This is a genomic window from Indioceanicola profundi (genome assembly GCF_003568845.1).
GTDB classification, from domain to species: Bacteria; Pseudomonadota; Alphaproteobacteria; order Azospirillales; family Azospirillaceae; genus Indioceanicola; species Indioceanicola profundi.
Map to the genome: position 1 here is coordinate 3,130,885 of NZ_CP030126.1, position 23,791 is coordinate 3,154,675.

Here is a 23,791-nt window from a genome sequence, read left to right on the forward strand (position 1 = left end):
GATCCACGGTTTCCGTCCCCGGTGTTCTCAAACCTGTCGTCATCCCGGCGAAAGCCGGGACCCAGGAGTCCCAAGGGCGGTGCGGGCGGCCCCTGGGCCCCGGCTTCCGCCGGGGTGACAGAGAAAAGGAGGCCGGCTTCACCTCACGCCCCCTCCGGCCCGGCCTTCACGTCGGCGTCGTAGGCGCGGACGATGCGGCCAACCAGCGGATGGCGGACCACGTCGGCCTCCGTGAAGCTGACGAAGCCGACCCCCTCCACCCCGTTCAGGATGCGGATGGCATCCTTCAGGCCGGATTTCTGGCCGGACGGCAGGTCGATCTGGGTGATGTCGCCGGTGATGGCCATGCGGCTGCCCTCGCCCAGGCGGGTGAGGAACATCTTCATCTGCATCGGCGTGGTGTTCTGCGCCTCGTCCAGGATCACGAAGGCATTGGACAGGGTGCGGCCGCGCATGAAGGCCAGCGGCGCCACCTCGATCACCCCGTTCTCCAGCCGCTTGGTGACCTGATCGCCCGGCAGCATGTCGTGCAACGCGTCGTAGAGCGGGCGCAGATAGGGGTCCACCTTCTCCTTCATGTCGCCGGGCAGGAAGCCCAGCCGCTCCCCCGCCTCGACGGCGGGGCGCGACAGGATAATGCGGTCCACCTGACCCGCGATCAGCAGGCTCACCGCCTGGGCTACGGCCAGATAAGTCTTGCCGGTGCCGGCCGGGCCCAGTCCGAAAACCAGCTCATACTGCGACAGGGCGTCCAGATACTTGGCCTGGGTGGGGCTGCGCGGCACGATTGCCCGGCGCTTTGTGCGCAGGCCGGCCTTCGGATCGGCCAGGGCGGACAGCGCCGCCTCCCGCAACGACACGTCCACGGCGGTCGCCATGCGCAGCGCCGCATCCACCTCCGCCGCACCGACGCCCATGCCGGCCTTCAGCCGGTCCCAGAGCGTGTCCAGGGCGGCGCGGGCGGCATCGGCGGAATCCGCCGGCCCGGCGATGGTCAACACATTGCCGCGGCTGACCAGGGTCACGCCCAGCTTCTTCTCGATCCGGCTGAGATGCTGTTCATGCTCACCGAAGAGCAGCGGCAACAGGCGGTTGTCGTCGAAGGTCAGGTCGATGCGACGGTCGTTCCCGGTGGGAACGAAGCTCGGGCCATCCGGTACCGTCAAACCCGCACCTCCTCTGTTCCGGCCGCAGCGTCCGCGGCGTGGTCGTCCAGGGTCACTACCTCGCCGGTCAGGGAATTGGCGAAGGCGGCGGTGATGCGCACCGGCGCCACGCTGCCCAGCAGCCGCTCGGGCGCGATCAGGTGCACGGACTGCATATAGGGGCCGCGGCCCAGCAACTGGCCCGCCTTCTTGCCGACGCGGTCCAGCAGCACGTCCTGCACCTGTCCGACGGAGGATTCGTTGAACCCGACCTGCTGGGCGTTCAGGAGCTGCTGCAGAGCCTGCAACCGCTCATCCTTCACGGCTTCGGGCACCTGCCGTCCGTCCATGCCGGCGGCCGGCGTGCCGGGGCGGGCGCTGTACTTGAAGCTGTAGGCCTGGGCGAAGCCGATATCGGTTACCAGCCGCAGCGTGTCTGCGAAATCCTGGTCGCTCTCGCCGGGGAAGCCGACGATGAAGTCGCTGCTCAAGGCCAGATCCGGCCGGGCTGCGCGCATGCGCTCCACGATCCGGCGGTAATCGTCGGCCGTGTGCTTGCGGTTCATGGCGGCCAGGATGCGGTCGCTGCCGGACTGCACCGGCAGGTGCACGAAGGGCATGAGCTGCGGCACCTCGCCATGGGCGGCGATCAGGTCGTCGTCCATGTCGCGCGGATGGCTGGTGGTGTAGCGGATGCGCTCCACCCCCTCCAGCTCGGCCAGCCCGCGGATCAGCCGGCCCAGGCCCCAGACAGTGCCGTCCTGGGCCTCGCCATGGTAGGCGTTGACGTTCTGGCCCAGCAGGGTGAATTCGCGCACGCCGGCGGCGGCAAGGCGTTTCGCCTCCGCGATCACCTGGGCGACGGGGCGGGAGAATTCGGCGCCGCGCGTATAGGGCACCACGCAGAAGGTGCAGAACTTGTCACAGCCCTCCTGCACGCTCAGGAAGGCAGCCGGCCCGGCCGGGGCGGCGCTCTCCTCCGGCAGCAGGTCGAACTTGCTCTCCACCGGGAAGTCGGTGTTCACCACCCCGCCGGTGCCGCGCACGGCGCGGGCCACCATCTCGGGAAGCTGGTGATAGGTCTGGGGGCCGAAGACCATGTCCACATGCGGGGCGCGGACCATGATCTCCGCACCCTCGGCCTGGGCCACGCAGCCGGCCACGGCCACCACCATGCGCCCGCCGTCGGACGCCTTGTCCTTCTGAAGCTGCCGGATGCGGCCCAGTTCGGAATAGACCTTCTCCGCCGCCTTTTCCCGGATGTGGCAGGTGTTCAGGATCACCATGTCCGCGCCCTCGGGCGCGTCCGTGGGCTCATAACCAAGCGGTGCCAGGACATCGGCCATGCGGCCGCTGTCATAGACATTCATCTGGCACCCGTAGGTCTTGATGAAGAGCTTCTTCTTCAAGGAACACCCTCAACACCGGTCGCGCCGGACACGGACGTGGCGGCGGAAACCGCGGAAAGATAAGCACCGCCGCATCTTAGTCAACCGCGCGTGCGGACGATGGTTGCAAGGGTGCTAACGCGCGAACGCGGCCCACGGCCCATCCGCGACCTCAGCGTCCGCTGACGTCGCAGGCCTTGTTGATGGCGTCGTAGGCGGCGGAGGAGCCGGCGAGGCTGTAGGTATCCGTGGTCCGCGTCCCGCGGGAGGAGGTGCCGCGCACCACCATGGAGCTGCCGGCCCGGATGGCCTGGACGATCTCGCGGTCGGTCTTGTCGTCGCGAGCCCAGCTCGTATCGCCCTCGGTGAACAGCTCGAACCGGCTGTTGCCGATCTGGACCGTGACCTCGGACCCGTCCGCATGGGGATAGCCGGCGACGAAGCTGACCACGTCCAGGCTCTTCTCATAGGGACGGTGGGTCACCAGGGCGAAGATGTCGCCCCGGCGGCTGTAATTGCCCTCGTCCTTGGTGGGCTTGCTGGCCATCCAGCAGACGCGCCCGCCGGGCTCGTCCAGCACGAAGGCGTTCCAGTCGCGGAAGGTGCCGATCAGCTTCGGCTCGCTGGACTGGGCCGAGGCGGGACCGGCAGACGCGGCCAGGGCAAGCCCGGCAGTCAGCGCAAGCGCGGCCAGCACCCGGACGGGCCGGCGGGCGGAAGGGGATGGCGCGGGGGAGTGTCGGTTTGTCGAACGCATGGCGGGACGAACAATAACGGATTCCACCGGGCTAACGAAAGGCTTAAGCACCCTGCCTCCTTGGCGGATGGTCACCACGGATTAACGATTCCAACAGAATTCCGCCGCCGGGATTGATCCGAACGGCGTTCGCAGCCGTATCGGCAATCATGGGACAAGCGACCTTCCGTCGGGCGGCTGCCGGACACATGACCCCTTATCTCCCGGATCGCAAGGGCCGGGAGAGTGGCTCCTTTGGCGAGGTCGGCCTCGCCCCATCGGCCCTTCGCCGCTCCGGAGCAACGCCGGGACGGGCATCATGAGCCCGCTCCACCACGCCCCGGACGAACTGCTCATGGCCTATGCCGCCGGCGGGCTGGGGGAGGCGCAGTCGCTTGCGCTGGCCACCCATCTGGCGCTCTGCCTGGTCTGCCGTGGAGAGGTGCGCCGGCTGGAAACGCTGGGCGGCGTGCTGCTGGACGATCTGCCAGCCCCGCCGGTCGATGAGGATTTGTTGACCGCCTTCCTGAACCGGCTCGACGCGCCGGGCGGCGAAGTCGCCACCCTGTCCCGTTCCTGCGCCAAGCCCGCCGCCGCCGGCCTGCCGGTCCTGCCGCAACCCCTGCGGGGATATGTCGGCGGCGACCTGGACCAGGTGGCCTGGACCCGTATCCTGCCGGGATTGGCCCAGGCGACCGTGCCCGTCCGCTCCGGCACCGCCAGGGCCAGGCTGCTGCGGGTCGCCGCCGGCACGGCATTGCCCCGGCACACTCATGCCGGAACCGAGCTGACGCTGGTGCTCTCCGGCGGCTACAGCGACGGCGACCGGCATTTCCAGCGCGGCGACCTGGATTTCTGCGACGGGAGCGTGGACCACCGGCCAATGGCGGGTGAGAGCGGGGAATGCGTATGCCTGCTCGTCACGGATGCGCCCCTCAGGCTCACCGGTCCGACCGGACGCCTGCTGAATTCCTTCCTCCGCCTCTGACCTCCGTTGCGGGTTACGCCATCCGCGCTGCCCTCAGCCAAGGCCAGTTCCCAGGCTGACGCAGGGCGGGCCTGCATCGGGGAGCGGCCCTGTTCCCCCAAAGTCCAGCTTGACTCCCACTTATACTCTGGGCGAGCATAAGCATATTAATGCTCAGTTCGAGCATAAGGGTCGTGCATGCCGCCACGGCCGCAGACAGACCGTCCCCACCGGGTAAGCCGGAAGGCGACGGGCCGGAGGACACGCTGATGAGTGTTACGGAGCAGGCCGCAGCCCGGGCCGCCCTTGCCGAATTGGACCTTTCCTACACGCCCGCCGTGGCGGAGGCGACGCGCCCGATCTATGAGCGGGTGAAGGATGTGATCCCGGCCATGGAATGGCCGTTCCACGCCCCGCTGGTGCATGCCATCAACCGGCTGAAGCGGGAGAAGAACGCCGTCATCCTGGCGCACAACTACCAGGCGCCGGAAATCTTCCACACGGTGGCCGACATCGTGGGCGACAGCCTGGCGCTGGCCCGGCGCGCCGTGGACACCGATGCCGACGTGATCGTGCTGGCTGGCGTCCATTTCATGGCGGAGACGGCGAAGATCCTGAATCCGGCCAAGACGGTGTTGATCCCCGACGGCTCCGCCGGTTGCTCGCTTGCCGACAGCATCACGGCGGCCGATGTGCGGCTGCTGCGGCAGAAATATCCGGGCGTGCCGATCGCCACCTACGTCAACACCTCGGCGGAGGTGAAGGCGGAAAGCGACATCTGCATCACCTCCGGCAATGCCGTGAAGGTGATCGAGAGCCTTCCGGGCGACGAGGTGCTGTGCATCCCCGACGAATACCTGGCCAAGTGGGTGGCGACCCAGACCTCCAAGAAGGTCTATACCTGGAAGGGTCACTGCGAGGTGCATGAGCGCTTCACCGGCGCGCAGCTCCGCGATTATCGCGGCCGCTTCAAGGGTGACATCACCATCATCGCCCACCCGGAATGCCCGCCCGACGTGCTGGCGGAGGCGGATTTCGTTGGCTCCACCGCCAACATGCAGGATTTCGTGGAAGGCAGGCAGCCGAAGCGGGTGCTGCTGATCACCGAATGCTCCATGGCGGACAATCTGCAGGCCCAGAACCCCGATGTGGAGTTCGTGAAGCCCTGCAATCTCTGCCCGCACATGAAGAAGATCACCCTGTCCAACATCCTGGAATCCCTGGTCACGCTGGAGCCGCGGGTGGAAGTCGACGCATCTGTTTCCAGCCGCGCCCGGCTGGCGGTGGAGCGGATGCTGGCGGTGAAGTAGGGCGGGCGTCTTTCCCCCCGCTTCATGGACCGTCATCCCGGCGAAAGCCGGGACCCAGGGGCCGCCAGCACCGGCTTTGGTAATTCTGGCCTTGGGACTCCTGGGCCCCGGCTTTCGCCAGGGTGACGGTGGATTATTCGGTAGCTCTACTGCCCGTCAAACGCAGTGAAGTGAAAGGCATCGGCACATGGATGGCGGCGTCTTCAGGATCGGGTCCGGCCCGCAGCGGCCGGGTGTGCGGGTTGAGGAGGCGGAGGTGGTGGTGATCGGCTCCGGCATGGCCGGGCTGGTCGCATCGCTCAGCCTTGCCCCGCGGCGGGTCACCCTGCTGACCAAGACCGGCGATCTGCCCGGCGGCTCCAGCAACTGGGCGCAGGGCGGCATCGCGGCGGCGGTGGGGGACGGCGACAGCGCCGGAAGCCATGCCGCCGACACCGTCGCGGCCGGCGCCGGCCTGACCGATCCCCTGGTGGCCGAGCTGCTGACGCGGGAGGGGGCCCAGCGCCTGAACGCCTGGATCGGGCGCGGCCTGCCCTTCGACCGGGACGGGGCCGGGCGCATCCTGCTGGGGCGGGAGGCGGCGCACAGCGCCAGCCGCATCCTGCATGCCGGCGGCGACGCCACCGGCCGCACCCTGACGGGCTGGCTGGCCAGCCGGGTGCGGCAGGCCCCCCATGTGGACATCCGCACCGGCGCCTTCGCCTGGGAACTGGTGGTGGAGCAAGGGCGGATCGCCGGCGTGCTGGCCCACCACGCCGATGCCGGCTGGGTGTTCCACCGCACCGGCACGGTGCTGCTGGCCACCGGCGGCATCGGGCAGCTCTACCGCCACACCACGAACCCGGAGGAGTCCACCGGCGACGGCTTGGCGCTGGCGGCGCTGGCCGGGGCCGAGCTGGCCGATCTGGAATTCGTTCAGTTCCATCCCACCGCCCTCGCCGCCGAAGCCGGGAGGCGTACGCCCCTGCTGACCGAAGCCCTGCGCGGGGCCGGGGCGCATCTGCTGGATGGAAGCGGCCGCCGCTTCATGCCGGATGAGCATCCGGATGCGGAGCTGGCCCCCCGCGACGTGGTCGCCCGCGCCATCGGCACCCGCATCGCCGCTGGACAGCGCGTGTTCCTGGATCTGCGCCCGATCTGGGTGGCGGGCGGGGCCGCCAAGTTCCCCACCGTGGCCGCCATCCTGGCCGAAGCCGGCATCGACCCGGCGGTGCAGCCTGTGCCGGTCGCCCCCGCCGCCCACTATCATATGGGCGGCGTCGTGACCGACCTGGACGCACGCACCAGCGTACAGGGGCTGTATGCGGCGGGCGAGGTGGCCTGCACCGGCGTACACGGGGCCAACCGCCTGGCCAGCAACAGCCTGCTGGAAGCCATCGTCTTCGCCGAGCGTGCGGCGGCATCCATCCTGGCCCACCCCGCCCCGGCGCCGTACGCGCCGGTGCCGCAGGCTCCCGCGGTTGCCGCGGACGGTACCGGGCTTGCCGGCTTGGCCGATGCGGCGCGCACGGTCATGGCCCGCACAGCGGGGCTGGTCCGCGACGGTGCCGGCCTGTCCCGCGCCCTCATGGACCTTGCCGACCTCCAGCACCGGGCCGACCGGCTGCGCCGGATGGCCGGGCTTGCCGCAGGGGATGTCCGGGCAGCCGGGGAGCTGCGGAACCGGCTGCTCATCAGCCGGCTGGTGGTGCAGGCCGCCCTTGGCCGCACCGAAAGCCGCGGCGCCCACGCCCGCACCGACTGGCCGCAGCCGCGGCCGGAATGGCTCCGCCGGCAGGTGCTGACGCTGGCCGATGTCGCGACGCCGGAGCTGGTGCCGGCCTGATCCGTAGGTCGCGAGCGGCGAAGCGGATTGCGACGATCCCTTCCCCTCGCGCCCGTCCACATGTCGCAATCCGCTTCGCTCCTCGCGACCTACCGATAGCAATGCCCGAGACCGCCATGCCCCACGCCCCGCTCTATCCCGTCATGTATGAGGATCTGGTCCGCGCCGCCCTGCGGGAGGATCTGGGGCGGGCCGGCGATCTGTCGGCGGATGCCTGCGTGCCGGCGGAGGCCAGGGCGCGCGCCATCCTGCGGGCGCGCAAGCCGGGCGTCATCGCGGGGCTGGAACCGGCGCTGGCCGCCTTCCGCCTGCTGGACCCCGCCTTGTCCATCACCGTCCAGGCGGCGGATGGCGCCGGTGTCGCGGCCGGCGGCACGGTGGCGGTGGTGGAAGGGGCGGCGCGGCCCATCCTGTCGGCGGAGCGGACGGCGCTGAACCTGCTGGGCCGGCTCTGCGGCATCGCCACCCAGACCCATGAGCTGGCGGCGGCGGTGGAGGGCACCGGAGCGCACATCGTCTGCACCCGCAAGACCACGCTTGGCCTGCGCATGCTGGAGAAGTACGCCGTGCGGGTCGGGGGCGGCAGCAACCACCGCTTCGGCCTGGATGATGCCGTGATGATCAAGGACAACCACATCGTCGCCGCCGGCGGGCTGAAAGCCGCGGTGGAGCGCGCCCGCGCCCATATCGGCCACATGGTGAAGATCGAGGTGGAGGTGGATACGCTGGACCAGCTTGCCGAGCTGATCCCGCTGGGAGCGGATGCCGTGCTGCTGGACAATATGGACCCCGCCACCCTGCGCCGGGCCGTGCGGATGGTGGATGGCCGCATGATCACGGAAGCCAGCGGCGGCGTGACGCCGGAAACGGTGCGGGCGGTGGCGGAAACCGGCGTCACGCTGATCAGTCTGGGCTGGCTGACCCACAGCGTGAAGAATTTCGATGTCGGCCTGGATTTCGAACCGGTCTGAGTGGGCTCACGCCGCCCACAGCACCAGAACCCAGGTCAGCGCCCCACCGGCCACGGCATAGACCAGGGCGGGCAGGGCGGTGCGCTTCAGCACCTCCCCCTCCTGCCCGGCCAGCCCGACCACGGCGCAGGCGGCGATGATGTTGTGCGGGCAGATCAGGTTGCCCACCGCCGCCCCGAAATTCTGCGCCCCCAGCAGCGGCAGCGCCGGAAGCCCCAGCGCATTGGCCGTCGCCTCCTGGAAATCGGTGAACAGGATGTTGCTGGCGGTGGCGCTGCCGGTGACGAAGCTGCCCAGCACGCCCACGAACGGGCTCAACACCGGCCAGACCGGTCCCAGCCCGGCGGCCGCGGCGGCGGCCAGGGACTCGATCATGCCGGAATGCACCATCAGCCGGGCCAGCGCCAGCATCGCCACCAGCGCCAGCGCCACCTTGGGCAGGCGCAGGGCCGCGGCCTTGGCAGCGCCGCCCAGCTTGGCTCCGCTGGCCCCCTGCATCAGCCCGCCGATCAGGAACCCGGCCAGCAGCATGGTGCCGGGGTGGTACAGCGGCTGCACCGTGCCGGAGAAGCCGCCCGTCATGGTCCAGCCGATCTCCACCCCGCGCAGGGCCTCCTTCAGGTCGGGGATCAGCCGGCTCACCAGGATCAGCGCCACCAGCACCAGATAGGGCAGCCCCGCCCACAGCATGCCGCGGCCTTGTTCCGCATCCGCCATCGCCCCGGCCGTGCCGCCGAAGCGCTTCAAGGCCAGCACGAACAAGGTTCCGCCCAGCAGCGCCCCGCCCAGCGTTGGCAGCTCCGGCCCCACGAACAGCGCCAGCAGGAGATAGGGCGCCAGCACCGCCGCCGCGGCCAGCACGCCCCAGCCCCAGGCCGGCAGGCCGGGTGTCGGCTGCGGCAGCGGCGCGCCAGCCGCCACGGCGCGCAGCAGGAAGGCCATGATGATCCCGCCCAGCGCCGCATGCATGATTCCCACCGCTGCCGACAGCTCCAGCCCGCTGAACCCGGTGACGGCCATCTGGGGCAGGACCGGCGTGCCCACCGCCCCGAAACTGACCCCGACGATATGGCCGATCAGGGCCAGCACCACGGCCCGCTGGGCCGGAAAGCCCACCGCCACCAGCATGGGGGCCGCCAGCGCGGCGGAGGTGCCGAACCCGGCCGCCCCCTCGATGAACAGGCCGAAGAACCAGCCGATCAGGATGGCCAGCAGCCGCGGATCGGCGGACAGGCGGGCCAGGCCGCCCCGCAGCGTGTCCACCGCCCCGGTGCGGGTCTGAAGCTCATGCAGGCACAAAGCGGGGAAGATGATCCACAGGATGGTCAGCGTGGTGAACCCGGCCTCCATCCCCACACCGGCCAGCAGCCGCCCCGGTTGTTCCACGGGAAACACCGCCAGCGCCACCGCGACCGCGGCGGCCAGCCCCACCAGGGCCGATGTGGCGGCGGAACGGCGAAGCCCCACCATCAGGACAAGGATCAGGGCGATGGGCAGGGTGGCGAGGAATGCCTGCATCTGACAAATGGACCCTCTGCAACGGGCTCGGCGGGCGGAATGGCCGGGCATGGCTGGGGGCAGGCATCGCAAATGCGGGCAGTGCTTGCAACTTCGCTGCGCCGCGTCATCCTCTTGGCGGAACCAATCGGGGGAGGAAACGCCATGCGCCCTATGTTCGATATTGATCCCGTCCGGCTGCACGGACCGGGCTGTTCCTGCGGCTCGCGCCGCGATTTCCTGTCCCGCACGCTGAGCTGCGCCGGCTTCCTGGCCCTCGGCATGGCGGGGCTGTCCGGCACGGCGAAGCGGGCCTGGTCGGCGGAAGGGGCCGCCAAGGCCTCCGGCGCGCCGGTGGCCAGCACATCCTTCGCCCGGGTGGAGCGGATCGTGGACGGGGTCTGGGCCGTGGTCTCCACCCCCTGGGCCGACCCGGCGAATCCGCAGCTTCAGACCATGTCCAACGGCGGCATCATCGCCGGGCGGGACGGGGTGCTGGTGGTCGAAGGCTTCAACCAGCCAGCCGGCGCGGCCTGGGTGTCCGACATGGCCGAACAGCTCACCGGCCGGCGGCCGACCCATGTAGTGGTGACCCATTTCCATGCCGACCATACCGGCGGGCTTGGCGGCTATCGTCGCGGGGCGGAGGGGCCGGACATTGTCGCCACCCGCGTGACGCGCGATCTGGCCGTCGAACGCTACACCACCCCAGCACCGCCGGAAGCGGGGGCGGCGGCATCCGACCTCGCCCCCACCACCCATCAGCTCATGACGCCGAACCGGATCATGACCGATCCGGTGAAGCCGGTGCGCATCGACCTCGGCGGGCGGGTGGTCACGCTGGTTCCGCGCGGCGGCCACACCGACAGCGACGTGACCATCGAGCTGGAGGAGCCGCGGGTGATCTTCACCGGCGATCTGGTCTTCAACCGCATCTTCCCCTATTACGGCGACAGCACGCCATCGCGCTGGAACGCCACCTGCGACACGCTGCTGACCGAGGCCGACGCGCTCTACGTCCCCGGCCACGGCAATCTGGCCCACAAGCCGGAGATGGATCGCTATCGCGAGCTGTTGGCCCTGGTGGGAGAGGCGGCGCGGAAGGCCCACAAGGCCGGCCAGCCGGCCGAACAGGCGGCGGCCGCGTTCAGCATACCGGAACGGCTGGGCGACTGGTTCCAGTTCAGCCCGAAGGTGTTCGCCTTCGCCTTCGACGCATGGTACCGGGAGCTGGGGGCCTGACGCCGGCGGGATGCCGCCCGGACCCTTGGAAGGCCAGGAGGAAGGAAGTCCGCATGGCGGTGATGCCGCGCTTCGAGGAGTGGGCCACGCTGCCCGCCATGTTCTTCGACCAGGCCGCCCGGCTGGGCGGCCGGCCCATGCTGCGCGTCAAGCGCGACGGCGACTGGGTGCGGCTGAGCTGGGCGGAGGTGCGGGACCAGGTGGTGGATGCCGCGCGCGGCCTTGCGGCGCTGGGCGTGAAACAGGGTGACCGGGTCTGCATCGTGGCGGAGAACCGGCCGGAATGGCTGATCGCCGATTTCGCGATCATGAGCCTGGGGGCCATCACCGTTCCCGCCTACACCACCGTGGGCACGCCGGACTATGTGCATATCCTGCGCAACAGCGGGGCCTGCGTGGTGATCGTGTCCGGCAAGGCCCTGGCGCGCAAGGTCTATGCGGCGGCAACACAGGTGGGCTGCTGCCGCACCCTTGTCGCCATCGGCTCCGCCGACGTGCCGGCCGACCCGGCCCTACGGACCCTTGGCTGGGACGCCCTGCTGGAGAAGGGGGCGGAGAAGCTGGGCCTACCGGCCCCGACCCCGCTTCGACACGACATGCTGCCCCTGGCCCGCGGCGGCAACACCGCCGTTCCGGCCCCCGACGAGGCGGGAGAGGAGGAGCGGAGGCCGCCGCACCACAGCGCCCTCGACCCGGAGGAGCTGTCGCGCAGCTTCACCGCCGACCGGACGAGCTGCATCATCTACACCTCCGGCACCGGCGGCCTGCCCAAGGGCGTGATGCTCAGCCACCGGGCGGTGCTGGCCAACTGCATCGGCGCGTTCGAGGTGCTGGACGAGATCGGGCTGGAGGACGAGGTCTTCCTCTCCTGCCTGCCGCTCTCCCACGCCTATGAGCATTCCTGCGGCCAGATGTTCCCGGTCTTCCTGGGGGCCGAGATCGCCTATGTGGAATCCATCGACAAGCTGGCCGCCAATCTGGGGGAGGTGAAGCCCAGCATCGTGCTGGTCGTGCCCCGCCTGATGGAGGTGGTGCAGCAGCGCATGGTGCGCGAGGTGCAGCGGCAGGGCGGGTACCGGCAGAAGCTGTTCAACCTGGCACTTGAACTCGGGAAGGAGCGGTACCGCCGCGGCGGCCGGCTGCCTTTCCACCGGGCGCTGCTGAACCGGGCCATGGACCGGCTGGTGCGCGCCAGGATCGGGCAGAAGCTGGGCGGGCGGATCAAGGCGCTGGTCAGCGGCGGGGCCGCCCTGAACGAGGAGGTCGGGCTGTTCTTCGACGCGCTGGGCGTGCGGCTGCTCCAGGGCTACGGCCAGACGGAGGCGGCCCCGCTGATCAGCGTCAACCGCGTCTCCTGCATCGCGCACCATACGGTCGGCCCGCCGGTGAAGGGCTGCGAGGTGGTGACCGGGGAGGATGGCGAGATCCTGGTGCGCGGCCCCAACGTGATGAACGGCTACTGGGAGGACGAGTCCGCGACCGAGCGGGCGCTGATCGATGGCTGGCTGCACACCGGCGATGTCGGCCATTTCGACGAAAAGGGCCGCATCGTCATCACCGACCGGAAAAAGGACCTTCTGGTCACCTCCGGCGGCGACAATGTCTCCCCCGCCCGGGTGGAAAGCCAATTGACGCTGGAACCGGAAATCGCCCAGGCCGTGGTCTGCGGCGACCGGCGGCCCTACATCGTGGCGCTGGTGGTGCCGGACCATGAGATCGCGCGCGCCTGGGCCAGACGGCGCGGCAAGCCGGAGCGGCTGGAGGAGCTGGTCCAGGACCCCGACTTCCGCAAGCATGTCGCCGATGCCGTCGACCGCGCCAACAAGGGTCTGTCCGGCGTGGAGCGCATCCGCAAATTCCGCATCGTCGCCGACCCCTTCACCATGGAGAACGGGCTGATGACGCCCACCATGAAGATCAAGCGCAATCTGGTGGTCAAACAGCTCCAGGACCAGATCGACGGGCTGTACGAGGCGTGAGGCGGGCCGGTGCGGCGAAAACGCCGTGGCTCCCCGCTGTCATTGAAAATCGGTCCGGTAGCCTTCAGCTAATGGGGACATAAGAACGCATGCGGGTAGCCCCCTTGGGGCGCCTGCGATGCCGCTTCCGCGATCCGGAACCCTGATCATGTCCGCCGATTCCGCCACGTCCCGGCCGATTCCCGCAGCCGACCCGCTTCTTGCCGACCGCACCCTGATGGCCACCCGCCTGACCGGCGACCGGGCGGCCTATGCCAGGATGGTGGACGATGCCTTCCTCGGCATCGATTTCAACGGCGTCTTCAACGACAAGGCCCAGCGCCTGGCCGAGTTCGACTGGGTGATTTATCAGGAGCTGAAGCTGGCCGATCATCAGGCCCGCTTCGCCGCCCCGGATGTGGCCCTGGTCACCGCCCGCGCCACCCTGACCGTCACCCATCTCGGCCAGCCGGTCACCGGCGCCTTCCTCTACACCAATGTCTGGAGCTGGAAGGAGGAAGGCTGGCGGCTGCTGTCCAGTCAGGTGACGCGGGTGGCCGACTGACGCTGCTCAGGGGCGGATATCGCCGATCCCCGAAAGCCGGATCGGTTCCTTGCCGGGAAGCTGCACGCGCAGCTCCAATGTTCCGCCCGCCGCCTCCACGAAACGCCGTAGCGTGGACAGGTACAGGTCCGCCTGCCGCTCCATCTTGTGGACCGACGGCTGTTTGATGCCAAGGGCATCGGCGATCTGCTCCTGGCTGCGCTCGGCAAGGACCCGCAATGCGCGCAGCCCCTCGACCTCCGCAGTCAACGCCGCAGCCCGCGCCTCTATGGCCTCGCGCCGCTCCGGCGGCAGGCTGCTCATGACCTCGTCAAGTGATCGGCCCATGTTTCCTGTCCTTCCGCTTTGCCTTCAGGCTTTGCAGGTGATCATCGAAGCGGCGGTCGGCCCGCTCCACCAAGCCACGATAGAACCGCTTCTGCGAGACGCCGGCCTTGTCTCCCGCCACCAGCAGGATGGCAGCCCGCTCCGGATCGAAGGCGAATGCCACGCGCCAGACGCCGTTGGCCGCCATGAAGCGCATTTCCTTCATGTTGGCGTGCTTCGATCCGGCTAGGGTATCAACGTGCGGACGCCCCAATGCCGGTCCCTCGGCAGCCAGCAGCTTCGCATGCGCAAGCAATTCATCCTGGACGGCAGCGGTCAGCGCCAGGAACTCCAGCTCGAATTCATCATGGAAGCGGACCAGCCAAGCCATGGTCTTTATATAGCCCCCAAGCTATGGGGCATCAAGTGGGGCGTTGGTGAAGCTTGTTCCGGCCGTATCGGCCCGGCGCAATCCCGCTGCCCGATTTCAACCCTCCCCAGTGCCGTTTTCCGTGCCAATATGGAAGCCGACCTATTCCGTGGTTTCAGGCAGTCGGCATGGCACAGCAGGATACTCCGCTCGAAGCCTTCAAGCGCGCCACCAGCGCATGCGTGCGCGCCATTTCCGAGAAGCGCGAGTTGACGGTGGGCTTCGCGGCGGATGCGCCGAACGCGCCGGCCAGCAGCCTGCTGGGTGCGCGCGTCCGCGTGCCGCTGCCGCCGCGCGACCTGAACGCGCGGGAGGTGGCCAGCGTGCGCGGGGCGGCGGACAGCGCGGCCCTGCGCCTGAAGCACCACGATGCCGACGTCCACGCGCTGCGCATGCCCACCGGCGAGACCGCCCGGCAGGCCTATGAGGCGCTGGAGCAGGCGCGGGTAGAGGCCATCGGCGCCCGCGACATGATCGGCGTGGCCCAGAATCTGGGCGCGGCGCTGGAGGAGCGGTACCGCCGCCAGGGCTTCGACCGGATCAGCGACCGCGACCAGGCCCCGCTATCGGACGCGCTGCGCCTGTTGGCGCGCGAGGCCATCACCGGGGCCGAGCCGCCGCCCAGCGCCCGCTCCGCCGTGGAGCTCTGGCGGCCCTGGGTGCAGGACAAGCTGGGCGACTCGCTGGGCAGCCTCGCCGGGCTGATGGACGACCAGGACGCCTATGCCCGCTCCGTCCGCCGCCTTCTGACCGACCTCGACATGGAGGTCGGGGCCGAGCCGGAGATGGAAGAGGGCCAGGAGGACGAGAGCGGGGAGGATCAGGAGCAGGGTCAGGACCCCGATCAGGACAATTCCGGCGGCGAGCAGGACAGCGGCAACCAGCAGCAGGTCCAGTCCGACGAGACCGGCGAAACCCAGGTTGAGGAGACCGGCGCCGGCGAGGAGGCCCGCGACGATGCCGCCGAGATGGGCGAGGGCGCAGGGTCCGAGGAGCCGGGCACGCCGGGCGAGCCCTACCGCCCCGACCGCTGGCGCAACGAGCCCGATCCGGCCGGCTACAAGGCCTTCCTCACCGCCTTCGACGAGGTGGTGGATGCCGCGGAGCTGTGCGACAGCGACGAGCTGTCCCGCCTGCGCACCCTGCTGGACCACCAGCTCCAGCACCTGCACGGCATGATCGCCAAGCTGGCCAACCGGCTGCAGCGCCGGCTGATGGCCAAGCAGACCCGCGCCTGGGAGTTCGACCTGGAGGAGGGCATCCTGGATGCCGCCCGGCTCGCCCGCGTGGTCGCCAACCCCATCGTGCCGCTCTCCTTCAAGCGGGAGAACGAGACGGATTTCCGCGACACCGTGGTGACGCTGCTGATCGACAATTCCGGCTCCATGCGCGGCCGGCCGATCACCATCGCCGCCATGAGCGCCGATATCCTGGCCCGCACGCTGGAGCGGTGCGGGGTGAAGGTGGAAATCCTGGGCTTCACCACCCGCGCCTGGAAGGGCGGGCAGAGCCGGGAGAAGTGGATACAGGCCGGCAAGCCGCCGCAGCCGGGCCGGCTGAACGATCTGCGCCATATCGTCTACAAGGCGGCCGACGCCCCCTGGCGGCGGGTGCGCAAGAATCTCGGCCTGATGCTGCGCGAGGGAATCCTCAAGGAGAATATCGACGGGGAGGCGCTGCTCTGGGCGCACAACCGCCTGATCGCCCGGACGGAGCAGCGCCGCATCCTGATGGTGATCAGCGACGGCGCGCCGGTGGATGACAGCACCCTGTCCGTCAACTCCGGCAGCTATCTGGAAAAGCACCTCCGCCAGGTGATCGAGTGGATCGAGACCAAGAGCCCGGTCCAGCTCGTCGCCATCGGCATCGGGCACGACGTGACCCGCTACTATCGCCGCGCCGTCACCATCGTGGACGCCGAACAGCTCGGCGGCACCATGATGGAGAAGCTGGCGGAGCTGTTCGAGGAGGGCGGCCGGCCCGGAAGCTGGTCCGCCAAGGCCCCCGCCGCGTCTCCCCAGCCATCCGCTGGCCGCAGCCCGGGCGCCGGCCGCGGACCGGGCGGCCCCTCCGCGCCCAGCGTCGCCGTCGGCACCCGCACCAGCGCCCTGGCCAGCCTGCCGCGCGGCAGCAAGACGGCCATGGCGGTGCGGAAGGGCGTGCTGTAACGCCGCTGCCGCTTTTTCCTTCCGCTGTCCCGGCTTGCGCCGGGATGGCGGACCTGGATGACTCATACCCCCTCGTACTTCCGCACCTCCTGATCGATGGCGCCGAAGATCGATCCGCCGGCCGCGTCGAACATCTCGATCCTGACCCGGTCGCCGAAGCGCAGGAAGGGGGTGCGGGGCTTGCCCTCGCGGATAGTCTCGATGGTGCGGATTTCCGCCAGACAGGAATAGCCCAGCCCGCCCTCCTCCACCGGCCGGCCGGGGCCGCCGTCCGGGTCCTTGTTGGACACGGTGCCGGACCCGATGATGGCGCCGGCCCCCAGGGGCCGGGTCTTCGCCGCATGGGCCACCAGGGTGGGGAAGTCGAATGTCATGTCCGCCCCGGCATCCGGCCTGCCGAAGGGCTTGCCGTTGACGTGGCTGACCAGCGGCAGATGGAGCTTGGCCCCGTCCCAGGCGGAGCCCAGCTCGTCCGGCGTCACCGCCACGGGGCTGAAGGCGCTGGACGGCTTGGACTGGAAGAAGCCGAAGCCCTTGGCCAGCTCCGCCGGGATCAGGCCGCGCAGGCTGACATCGTTCACCAGCATGATCAGGCGGATGCAGCTCCTGGCAATCTCCGGCGTGGCCCCCATGGGCACGTCGCCGGTGATCACGGCCACCTCCCCCTCCAGATCGATGCCCCAGCCCTCATCCGCCATCAGGATGGGATCGCGCGGACCCAGGAAGGCGTCGCTCCCGCCCTGGTACATCAGCGGATCGGTCCAGAAGCTGGGCGGCATCTCCGCCCCCCTGGCCCTGCGCACCAGCTCCACATGGTTGACATAGGCCGAACCGTCCGCCCACTGGTAGGCGCGGGGCAGGGGCGAATGGCAGGCGGCCTCATCGAAGGGCATGATCCCCTCGGCAACGCCGGCCTCCAGCTCCGCCGCCACGCCTTCCAGCGCCGGCTTGGCGCTGTCCCAATGGTCGAGGGCCTGCTGCAGCGTCATGGCGATGGCGGGCGCGGGGCAGCAGCGACTCAGGTCCCGGGAGACCAGCACCAGCATGCCGTCCCGGCCGCCGGTCTTCAGCGTTGCGAGTTTCATCGTGCTCTCAATTGGTAGGCCGGATCAGGTGCGTCGCACCGTGATCAGGCGTTCTTTGGTCAGGGGATGTTCGGCGGCCCGGCATCTTCGCTCACCGAACCGCGCGGGCGTGTGTCCGCTCGTCCGGTCTACTTGACCCGCCAGGAGTCGGCATAGCTCTCCAGCTCCACCCCGGCCGGCAGCTCCGCCACCTCCAGCGCGTCGCGGGTGTCGATCATGACGGCATATTCGTCGGTGGCCGGCTTGGTCTGCTTCAGCATCTTGGTCAGGGCCTTGGGGTGCGGGCCGTGGGTAAAGCCGCAGGGGTGGAAGGTCACCATCCCGGCCTTGATGTTGTCGCGGCTGAAGAAGTCGCCGGCGTGGTAGAACAGCACCTCGTCGTAATCGTCGTTGTTGTGGAAGAACGGGATCTTGATCGCGTTCTCGTCCGTCTCGAACGGGCGCGGGGCGAAGGTGCAGACCACGAAGCGGTTGGCGACGAAGGTGGTGTGTGCGCTGGGCGGCAGGTGGTAGCGGTGGGACATCAGCGGCCGGATGTCCTTCACATTCAGCCGCACCGGCGCCAGATCGCCCTTCCAGCCCACGGCATCCAGCGGGTTGAAGGGATAGGTCACCGTGCTCAGCGCGTGCCGCCGCTTGATCAGCACCTTCCAGACGCCGTCGGGACCGGTCTCCGACTGCTGCGACAGGAAGGCGTCGTCGATGGCGGGCGTGTCCAGCATGGCCGGGTCGAACACGGCGTGCGGGCCGACGATGCCGCGGTCGGGAAGCTGATAGCTGGACCCCGTCGCCTCGATCAGCAGGGCGGTCACCGGGCTGGTGGGCGACAGGCGCCACATGGTGCTGCGCGGCAGCATCACATAGTCGCCGGCGGTGACCGACAGATGGCCGTAGTCGGTGAACAGCTCGCCCGCCCCCTCATGCACGAACATCAGCTCGTCGCCGTCGCCATTGCGGACCAGATGGTCCATCGGCGCGTCGCACTTCCAGATCCGCATGCGGCAATGGGCGTTGTACAGGAACTCCCGCGCCGCCCAGGGCGTGGCCCCGCCCTCCAGCTCCTTCACCACGTCGAAGGCGCGGGGGCGCAGCGGCCCCTCCCAGCTCAGCCAGCCGGTGGGCGGGTTGCGGTGGTACATGTGGGTGGCGGGGCCGAAGAACCCCTCCTTTCCGATCTCCCGCTCATAGGTGCCCTCGGGCAGGTTGGCGTGGGCCTGGCGGCTGGCCGTGCCCTCGACCTTGGGGAACTGGATGTACCGGCGCATCGCTCTGGACCTCCCGTTTCTGTGCGCGCCCTCGCCCTTCGACGGACTCAGGGTGAGGGCGACCCGGCTGCGGTGCCTCGCCGAACCTCATCCTGAGCCTGTCGAAGGATGAACGGCTCCGGCCCGACCGTTTCAAACGAAACGAGGTTGCCGGATGATCGAGATGCTTGCAAGTGGAACGATCCCGCGCAAACGTGGCTCCCACGATGCTTCAGCTTGAAACCTTCCTTCCCTACCGGATCAACGTGCTGGCCAAGCGCGTCAGCAAGGAGCTGGCGCGCCGGTACCAGGACCAGTTCGGGATCAGCATCCCGGAATGGCGGGTGATCGCCATATTGGGGCGGGAACAGCCGCTCAGCTCCAACGACATCGTTGAGCGCAGCCAGATGGACAAGGCGAAGGTCAGCCGCGCCGTGGCCCGGCTGGTGGAGACCGGCTTCCTGGCCCGTGCCGTGCACCAGCAGGATCAGCGCCTGCTGCGCCTCTCCTTCACACCGGCCGGCCGCGACCTCTATGAGCGGATCGCCCCGCTGGCGCTGGAGTGGGAGCGGCAGTTGCTGGACTGCCTCGCCCCGGCGGAGCGGGAGGAGCTGACCCGGCTTCTGGACCGGCTGGATGCACGGCTGGACCGGATGGCGGAGGAGTAGGGGAGCTCTAATCCAGCGCCGCCCGCAACCCAGCGGCGGCGGCCAACGGGGCCAGCGGCAGGGCGCCGGCCAGCAGCCCGCCCAGCAGCAGCAAATGCGGCCGCGGCTCCAGCCCGGTCACCGCGGCGTCGATGGCCGCGGCGGCGAAGATCAAGGCGGGGATGTAGAGCGGCAGGATCAGCAGCGGCAGCAGCACCCCGCCGCGCCGCGCGCCCAGCGTCAACGCCGCTCCTACCGCACCGATCAGGCTCAGCAGCGGTGTCGCCAGCACCAGGGCCAGCAGCAGGGTGCCGTACCCGTCCGCCGGCAGGTTCAGCAGCACGGCCAGCACGGGGCTGGCCAGGATCAACGGCACCCCGGTGATCAGCCAGTGCGCCGCCACCTTGGCCAGCGCCACCGCCTCCAGCGGCAGGGGCGACAGGGCCAGCAGGTCCAGCGACCCGTCCTCATGGTCCGTCTGGAACAGCCGCTCCAGCGAGAGGAGGGAGGCCAGCAGGGCCGCCACCAGGATCACGCCCGGCGCGATGCGGGCCAGGATGTTGGGCTCCGGCCCGATGCCAAAGGGGAACAGCACCACGCACAGCACGAAGAACAGCACTGCCGTGGCGGCATCCGCCCCCTGGCGCAGCGCCAGCCGCAGGTCGCGTCCGATCAGGCGCAGGAAGGCCCTCATGCCAGCTCCTCCGCCGCATCGTCGGGATCGATGCCGAAATCCGACACGTCCAGCACCTGCGGGCTTTCCAGATCCAGGTCGGTATGGGTGGACAGCACCACCATGCCGCCGGCCTCCCGGTGCCGGGCGATAGTCTCGGCGAATCGGGCCACGCTGGCGCGGTCCAGCGCCGTGGTGGGCTCGTCCAGCAGCCAGAGCGGAGCCGGGTCGAGAGCGAGGCGGGCCAGATTCAGCCGCCGCTTCTGCCCGGCGGAGAGGTAGCGGCCCGGCACCTCGGCCAGATGCGCGATCCGCATCCGCTCCAGCGCCGCCAATGCCCGGTCGCGGGCCGTGCCGGCGTCGCCGGACAGGCCGGCCCAGCCGGACAGGTTCTCCGCCGCGGTCAGGGCCGGCTTCACGGCGTCCAGATGGCCGACATAGCGCAGCCGGGCGCGGTGCGCCTCCGGATCGTCGGCGACGCGGCCGCCATCCCACAGCAGTTCGCCGGAAAAGGGCTTGGACAGCCCGGCCATCAGGCGCAGCAGGCTGGACTTGCCGCTGCCGTTCGGTCCCACCAGCACAAGCGCCCCGCCGGACGGCAGGGCGAATTCCAGATCGGTGAAGACCACACGGGCCCCGCGCAGGCAGGTCAGGGCGCGGCCTTCGAATCGGAGCATGGCGGAGGGGCTGGTGCGTTGCGGGCGGATCGGGCGGGCCGCACCTTGCCACGGACGGGCGGAAAAGGGAAAGGCCGCTGCCGCCGAAAGGAACGGCCACCGCACGGGGCCGGTGCGGTGGCCGTCGATGGTGCCAGCCGGGGCGGGCTGGCGGAACCGCCGCAGGCCGCCGCCACTGTCGCTGGGGGGCGAAGCTCCGGCGGTTGGCCCGCGCCGTCGGCGCAGGGCGGTTCCGTGTCGAAGTGGGCCATCGGCCCTTGTTCGAATTGGCGCCGGAAAATGGCCAAAATGTGATCCCTGGCCGATCTTCCAAAATCTGCCCGCTGCCACGCGGCGGACGCATTTCCTGGTCCAAAAAAATCCCTTTTGGACCGGGGCATCTTGCCCTATATACCGCCGCAGTCGCAGCGCACGTGCCTATGGCCCCCACTCCCGTCCCCCCAGCAACTGGGACCCGGACGGCGCCGTCAGCCCGGTGGGGTTATGCAACGACGTAACGCGTACCCCCCGACCGTCCCTTAAGCAAGGCGGCGAATTGGAGGCTACGATGGTTGATGTTGTTGTCGGTGGGCCGGCCGCGCCTGCCACTATTTCTTCCAGTCAGACTTCGGCAACAGGCCACAGCGCCTGTATGTGAGCCGTTCGGGCCCGCCGTTATCGGCCTGCTTGATCGGAACCGGGCATCCGCCCGGCTGAGCCTCTTTTTTCCGCACATACCGCCACCGCCTGCCGCCTCGGAGTCCAAGATGACCGAGAAGATCTCCCGTTTCTTCCGCGAGACCGCTCCCGCCACGCCCTGCCTGATCGTCGACCTCGACGTGGTGGCGGATAATTTCACGAAGCTGAACAACGCCCTGCCCGATTCGCGGATCTTCTACGCGGTGAAGGCCAACCCGGCGCCGGAAATCCTGCGCCTGCTGGTGGGGCTGGGCTCCAGCTTCGACACCGCCTCGGTCAACGAGATCCAGGACGTGCTGGACGCCGGCGCCACGCCGGACCGCATCAGCTATGGCAACACGATCAAGAAGGCGTCCGACATCGCCCGTGCCTATGCGCTGGGCATCCGTCTCTACGCCTTCGACAGCATCGAGGAGCTGGAGAAGATCGCCCGCCATGCGCCGGGCTCCAGGGTGTTCTGCCGCATCCTGACCTCGGGCGAGGGCGCCGACTGGCCGCTCTCCCGCAAGTTCGGCTGCGAGCCCGCGATGGCGCACGACCTGCTGCTGCAGGCCGCCGGCATGGATGTGGTGCCCTACGGCGTCTCCTTCCATGTGGGCAGCCAGCAGCGGGACGTCGGCCAGTGGGAGCAGGCGCTGGCCACCACCGCCAAGATCTTCCGCGATCTGGAGGAGAAGGGTGTCGCGCTGAAGATGGTCAATCTGGGCGGCGGCTTCCCCACCCGTTACCTGAAGGACGTGCCGACCAGCGAGGCCTATGGCAACGCCATCATGGACGCGCTGCGCAAGCATTTCGGCAACCGCATCCCGGAGACGATCATCGAGCCGGGCCGCGGCATGGTCGGCAATGCCGGCGTGATCCATTCCGAGGTGGTGCTGATCTCCCGCAAGTCCGCCAACGACGAGAAGAGCTGGGTCTATCTGGACATCGGCAAGTTCGGCGGCCTGGCGGAGACCATGGACGAGGCGATCCAGTACCCGATCACCACCGAGCATGACGGCGGCGAGACCCAGCCGGTGATCATCGCCGGCCCGACCTGCGACAGCGCCGACGTGCTGTACGAGAAGTCCGACTACCGCCTGCCGGTCAATCTGCGCATCGGCGACACGGTGGCGATCCAGGCGACCGGCGCCTACACCACCACCTACTCGGCGGTGAACTTCAACGGCTTCGCGCCGCTGCGGGCCTACTACATCTGATTGTCAGGTCAGGTTCGGAAACGGTTGCCGGAACAGGGTCCGCCTCGCAAGGGGCGGGCCCTTTTTCATGGCTGGATCAAGGGCGGCGGCCATATCCGCAGGCCGACAACCGCATCGCCTCCTATGGTGCAGGTGCGTTATTTTTCTGCAACACTTGCCTGGAAACTCGCCCTTCGCTGGCGCTGCACTACCACTACAGGCTTGAACGAAGCGGTTTTCCACGGCTCATAGAGAGTTCTGCGCGGCGCGCTGTATTTGCTGCATCGCGCACGCCTCAAGGATAAGCCTCACAAGGAGCGGTTCAATGCGTTTTCCCCGGTTGCTCGCGTCCGCGGCGGTGGCCGCCCTGGTGATGGGTGCTGCTGGCTCGGCCCAGGCCCAGGATCTGCCGGTCGACATCTCCGCCACCGTCACTGCCACGACGGACTATCTGTTCCGCGGCGTCAGCCAGACGAACAGCGACCCCGCCCTGCAGATCGGTGTGGATGCCGCGCACGAGTCCGGGTTCTTCGGCGGCGTCTGGGCGTCGAACGTGGATTTCGAGGGCTCTGATGCCGACTACGAGGTCGATTTCTTCGTCGGCTTCGCCAACGAGGTGGGCGACTTCGCCTACTCCGCCCAGGCGCTGTACTACTACTACACCGGCGCCGGCGGCGAGGATCTGGACTACTTCGAGTTCGGCACGGACCTGAGCTACACGCTGGGCATCACCACCTACAACGTGGCCGCCTACTGGAGCCCGGACTATTCCGGCAACAGCGGTGACTCCTGGTACCTGGCCTACGGCGTCGATCTGGCCCTGAGCGACTCCTGGACCGCCTATGTCGGCGCCGGCTGGAACGGCTTCGAGGAGCTGGACAACTACATCAACACCAACTTCGGCCTGTCCTACAGCTACGAGGGCTGGGTGTTCGACGGTCAGTACTCCACGACCGATGTCCCGAACAGCGACATCGCCGACGACAAGTTCGTCTTCTCGGTCTCCAAGACCTTCTGATCGAGGCCGGTTCGACCGGTCGAGTGATCAAGGCCGGCGCCCCGGGGCGCCGGCCTTTTTCATTGGTTCTCTGGTCTGATCGC

The 23,791-nt window shown here is 69.1% G+C and carries 21 protein-coding genes; 11 read left to right on the forward strand and 10 right to left on the reverse strand.

Annotation, left to right across the window (positions count from 1 at the left end; translation table 11 throughout):
* Positions 1–143: 143 nt before the first annotated feature.
* From DOL89_RS14990 to DOL89_RS15000, 3 genes are all read right to left on the reverse strand, one after another.
* The gene (locus DOL89_RS14990; protein WP_205574597.1) at positions 144–1,166 is read right to left on the reverse strand and encodes a PhoH family protein; all 1,023 of its coding nucleotides are present in this window, start codon (positions 1,164–1,166) and stop codon (positions 144–146) included.
* Complete coding sequence (gene miaB, locus DOL89_RS14995) at positions 1,163–2,554, reverse strand: tRNA (N6-isopentenyl adenosine(37)-C2)-methylthiotransferase MiaB (RefSeq protein ID WP_119679873.1); 1,392 nt, start codon at positions 2,552–2,554, stop codon at positions 1,163–1,165. Before miaB ends, DOL89_RS14990 begins: the two co-directional genes overlap by 4 nt.
* A 151-nt stretch (positions 2,555–2,705) precedes the next feature.
* A complete protein-coding gene (locus DOL89_RS15000; RefSeq protein ID WP_119679874.1) occupies positions 2,706–3,290 on the reverse strand; it encodes an invasion associated locus B family protein in 585 nt (194 codons plus the stop codon).
* 298 nt (positions 3,291–3,588) lie between these two features.
* Between DOL89_RS15000 and DOL89_RS15005 the strand changes: the two genes are divergently transcribed.
* From DOL89_RS15005 to nadC, 4 genes are all read left to right on the forward strand, one after another.
* Positions 3,589–4,257, forward strand: a complete 669-nt coding sequence (locus DOL89_RS15005) for a ChrR family anti-sigma-E factor (RefSeq protein WP_119679875.1) — start codon at positions 3,589–3,591, stop codon at positions 4,255–4,257.
* Between the two features lie 248 nt (positions 4,258–4,505).
* Positions 4,506–5,546, forward strand: coding sequence for a quinolinate synthase NadA (nadA, locus tag DOL89_RS15010; protein WP_119679876.1), 1,041 nt, complete (start codon positions 4,506–4,508; stop codon positions 5,544–5,546).
* 187 nt (positions 5,547–5,733) lie between these two features.
* A complete protein-coding gene (locus DOL89_RS15015; protein WP_119679877.1) occupies positions 5,734–7,371 on the forward strand; it encodes an L-aspartate oxidase in 1,638 nt (545 codons plus the stop codon).
* 116 nt (positions 7,372–7,487) lie between these two features.
* Positions 7,488–8,342, forward strand: a complete 855-nt coding sequence (nadC, locus tag DOL89_RS15020; protein ID WP_119680462.1) for a carboxylating nicotinate-nucleotide diphosphorylase — start codon at positions 7,488–7,490, stop codon at positions 8,340–8,342.
* A gap of 6 nt (positions 8,343–8,348) precedes the next feature.
* Here the strand turns inward: nadC and DOL89_RS15025 are convergent, their stop codons facing one another.
* Complete coding sequence (locus DOL89_RS15025) at positions 8,349–9,860, reverse strand: L-lactate permease (protein ID WP_119679878.1); 1,512 nt, start codon at positions 9,858–9,860, stop codon at positions 8,349–8,351.
* Positions 9,861–10,004: 144 nt separating this feature from the next.
* On the opposite strand from DOL89_RS15025, the gene DOL89_RS15030 reads away from it, so the two are divergent.
* The 3 genes from DOL89_RS15030 (at position 10,005) to DOL89_RS15040 (ending at position 13,604) form a co-directional block, all read left to right on the forward strand.
* Positions 10,005–11,081: an MBL fold metallo-hydrolase gene (locus DOL89_RS15030; RefSeq protein ID WP_162937544.1), complete on the forward strand. Its 1,077-nt coding sequence runs from the start codon at positions 10,005–10,007 to the stop codon at positions 11,079–11,081.
* 53 nt (positions 11,082–11,134) lie between these two features.
* Positions 11,135–13,060, forward strand: coding sequence for an AMP-dependent synthetase/ligase (locus tag DOL89_RS15035; protein ID WP_205574598.1), 1,926 nt, complete (start codon positions 11,135–11,137; stop codon positions 13,058–13,060).
* Between the two features lie 148 nt (positions 13,061–13,208).
* Positions 13,209–13,604 (forward strand): nuclear transport factor 2 family protein, encoded by a 396-nt coding sequence (locus DOL89_RS15040; protein ID WP_162937545.1) that lies wholly within the window; start codon positions 13,209–13,211, stop codon positions 13,602–13,604.
* A gap of 6 nt (positions 13,605–13,610) precedes the next feature.
* Here DOL89_RS15040 and DOL89_RS15045 read toward each other — a convergent pair whose 3' ends face one another.
* On the reverse strand, positions 13,611–13,931 hold the full coding sequence (locus DOL89_RS15045; RefSeq protein WP_119679881.1) for an XRE family transcriptional regulator: 321 nt from the start codon (positions 13,929–13,931) through the stop codon (positions 13,611–13,613).
* On the reverse strand, positions 13,915–14,301 hold the full coding sequence (locus tag DOL89_RS15050) for a type II toxin-antitoxin system RelE/ParE family toxin (protein WP_119679882.1): 387 nt from the start codon (positions 14,299–14,301) through the stop codon (positions 13,915–13,917). Before DOL89_RS15050 ends, DOL89_RS15045 begins: the two co-directional genes overlap by 17 nt.
* A 167-nt stretch (positions 14,302–14,468) precedes the next feature.
* Between DOL89_RS15050 and cobT the strand changes: the two genes are divergently transcribed.
* On the forward strand, positions 14,469–16,508 hold the full coding sequence (gene cobT / locus DOL89_RS15055) for a cobaltochelatase subunit CobT (protein WP_119679883.1): 2,040 nt from the start codon (positions 14,469–14,471) through the stop codon (positions 16,506–16,508).
* Positions 16,509–16,570: 62 nt separating this feature from the next.
* On the opposite strand, the gene DOL89_RS15060 is transcribed toward cobT, so the two are convergent.
* Positions 16,571–17,593, reverse strand: a complete 1,023-nt coding sequence (locus DOL89_RS15060) for a fumarylacetoacetate hydrolase family protein (RefSeq protein ID WP_119679884.1) — start codon at positions 17,591–17,593, stop codon at positions 16,571–16,573.
* A 128-nt stretch (positions 17,594–17,721) separates the two neighbouring features.
* Positions 17,722–18,858, reverse strand: a complete 1,137-nt coding sequence (locus DOL89_RS15065; RefSeq protein ID WP_119679885.1) for a homogentisate 1,2-dioxygenase — start codon at positions 18,856–18,858, stop codon at positions 17,722–17,724.
* Positions 18,859–19,064: 206 nt separating this feature from the next.
* Here DOL89_RS15065 and DOL89_RS15070 point away from each other — a divergent pair, with 206 nt between their 5' ends.
* Complete coding sequence (locus tag DOL89_RS15070) at positions 19,065–19,505, forward strand: MarR family winged helix-turn-helix transcriptional regulator (protein WP_119679886.1); 441 nt, start codon at positions 19,065–19,067, stop codon at positions 19,503–19,505.
* A gap of 7 nt (positions 19,506–19,512) precedes the next feature.
* On the opposite strand, the gene ccmB is transcribed toward DOL89_RS15070, so the two are convergent.
* Together ccmB and ccmA are read right to left on the reverse strand one after the other, a co-directional pair.
* Positions 19,513–20,178 carry a heme exporter protein CcmB gene (gene ccmB / locus DOL89_RS15075; protein WP_119679887.1) on the reverse strand — a complete coding sequence of 222 codons (666 nt, stop codon included), beginning with the start codon at positions 20,176–20,178 and terminating at the stop codon, positions 19,513–19,515.
* Positions 20,175–20,834 carry a heme ABC exporter ATP-binding protein CcmA gene (gene ccmA / locus DOL89_RS15080; RefSeq protein ID WP_119679888.1) on the reverse strand — a complete coding sequence of 220 codons (660 nt, stop codon included), beginning with the start codon at positions 20,832–20,834 and terminating at the stop codon, positions 20,175–20,177. The genes ccmB and ccmA overlap by 4 nt, the downstream gene beginning before the upstream one ends.
* A 746-nt stretch (positions 20,835–21,580) precedes the next feature.
* Between ccmA and DOL89_RS15085 the strand changes: the two genes are divergently transcribed.
* Both DOL89_RS15085 and DOL89_RS15090 read left to right on the forward strand, forming a co-directional pair.
* Entirely contained in the window at positions 21,581–22,711 is a 1,131-nt protein-coding gene (locus tag DOL89_RS15085) for a type III PLP-dependent enzyme (RefSeq protein WP_119679889.1), read from the forward strand.
* A 304-nt stretch (positions 22,712–23,015) separates the two neighbouring features.
* Positions 23,016–23,708: a TorF family putative porin gene (locus DOL89_RS15090; protein WP_119679890.1), complete on the forward strand. Its 693-nt coding sequence runs from the start codon at positions 23,016–23,018 to the stop codon at positions 23,706–23,708.
* The last annotated feature ends 83 nt before the right edge of the window (positions 23,709–23,791 follow it).